Here is a 1,486-nt window from a genome sequence, read left to right on the forward strand (position 1 = left end):
CCGCGCGGTCCGGTTCATCCAAAACCCCGACTTTCGCAGGAAATACCTTCAACAATAAAGGAACGTTATTTTGAAACGCTTGAAATTCTGGATTGGAACAGCAGGCCTGCTCACGGCTTTCGCCCTGCAGGCCTCACCCGCTTTCGCAACTTGGCCGAGCATCGAAATCGCCCTGTGGGACCCACACTTCGCCAAGCAGGACCGACAGGACAAGGAGTATCTAAAAGTGCTGGAGCATGCAGAGAAAAATGAGTTCGCCGAGGCACTGCCCCTGACGGAGAAACTCATTAAAGAACGGCCCAACAAAGGCACACCGTTGATCTTGAAATCGCTTCTCCTGTACGAACTGGGCCGTTATCGCGAAGCACACCAAACGCTGTTGAGGGGACGCGGTATCCAACCCCGTCACCCGGCCATCCATTACGCCAACTGCGAGGTTTACCGCATGCTGGGTGTGGTCGATCTTTCCAAGCGCGGGTGCGGCATCGCCGTCAACCAGCACCAGAAACTGCCGGAGGCTCATTACGAATACGCCCTCACGCTGGCGGCGAACGGGGAGATGAACGAAGCCAACCTGGAACTCGAACTGGCCGCGGAGCTGGATCCCAAATCCCCCGTTTACCCACATGAAAGGGGTATGAATCATTTTTACCTGAACGACCTTCCCGCCGCTGAAAAGGCGTTTCTCAAAGCCATCGAAATCGACCCAAAACACCTGGATGCTCTGTATCAATTGGGATACTTGTACGCGGTGCGCGGAGAACTTGAAAAGTCGCAGTCGTATCTCGAGCGTCTTTATGAAATGCGGACCAACCACCCGAAGGTGGAATCAGCACGAAAATTAATTGAAATGATCAAGACCGATCGCGTCGATGAACTGCCGAAAACGGTGATTCCTCACCAGTATCACATGAGTCGGTCACGTTCCCTCTACCAGTCGGGCGAATATGGGCTGGCTCTGTTTGAAATCCAGACCGCCGCACGGTTGAATCCGAAGGACAAACCCACTCAGGAAATCCTGGTAGGTCTCGCCAGCCTCCTTCTCCGGCTTGAATTGACCGAAATCTCCATCGAAACCATGATGGCCAACATCGACAGCGACCCCATTTTGCAAGCCAAGTCTTACCAGGAGATGGGGGATTTGTATGCCCTGCGCGGCAACATGAAAGGTGCACGGAAGTTTTACCAGAAAGCCATGGAGTTGGGGGACCCGGACAACCTGGCCAAAACCAGCCTTTCGGAGTTACCGCCCAACGACCACAGCATCCCCAACGCCCTGGATCCGGATGAGTTGTTTTTTCTTCCTGCGGAAGCGTTGAACCGTCGTGGCGAATTGTTTTCTCATTATGGAATGCACAAACGGGCCCTGGCCGTGTACTCCATGGTGTTGCGCATGGCTCCAAACCACCTGATGGCAAAGCTCAACACCGCCGCCACCCACTACAACACCGGGGAGTACGGCCGCGCCATCTCCATGCTGGAAAAA

General features: G+C 54.4%; 1 protein-coding gene. It reads left to right on the forward strand.

Going from position 1 to position 1,486, the window contains the following annotated elements; translation table 11 throughout:
* Nucleotides 1–70: 70 nt before the first annotated feature.
* The coding region (locus TX82_RS13185) for a tetratricopeptide repeat protein (RefSeq protein WP_052338279.1) at nt 71–1,486 on the forward strand (1,416 nt) is incomplete at its 3' end.

The organism is Nitrospina gracilis 3/211 (assembly GCF_000341545.2).
Classification (GTDB): domain Bacteria; phylum Nitrospinota; class Nitrospinia; order Nitrospinales; family Nitrospinaceae; genus Nitrospina; species Nitrospina gracilis.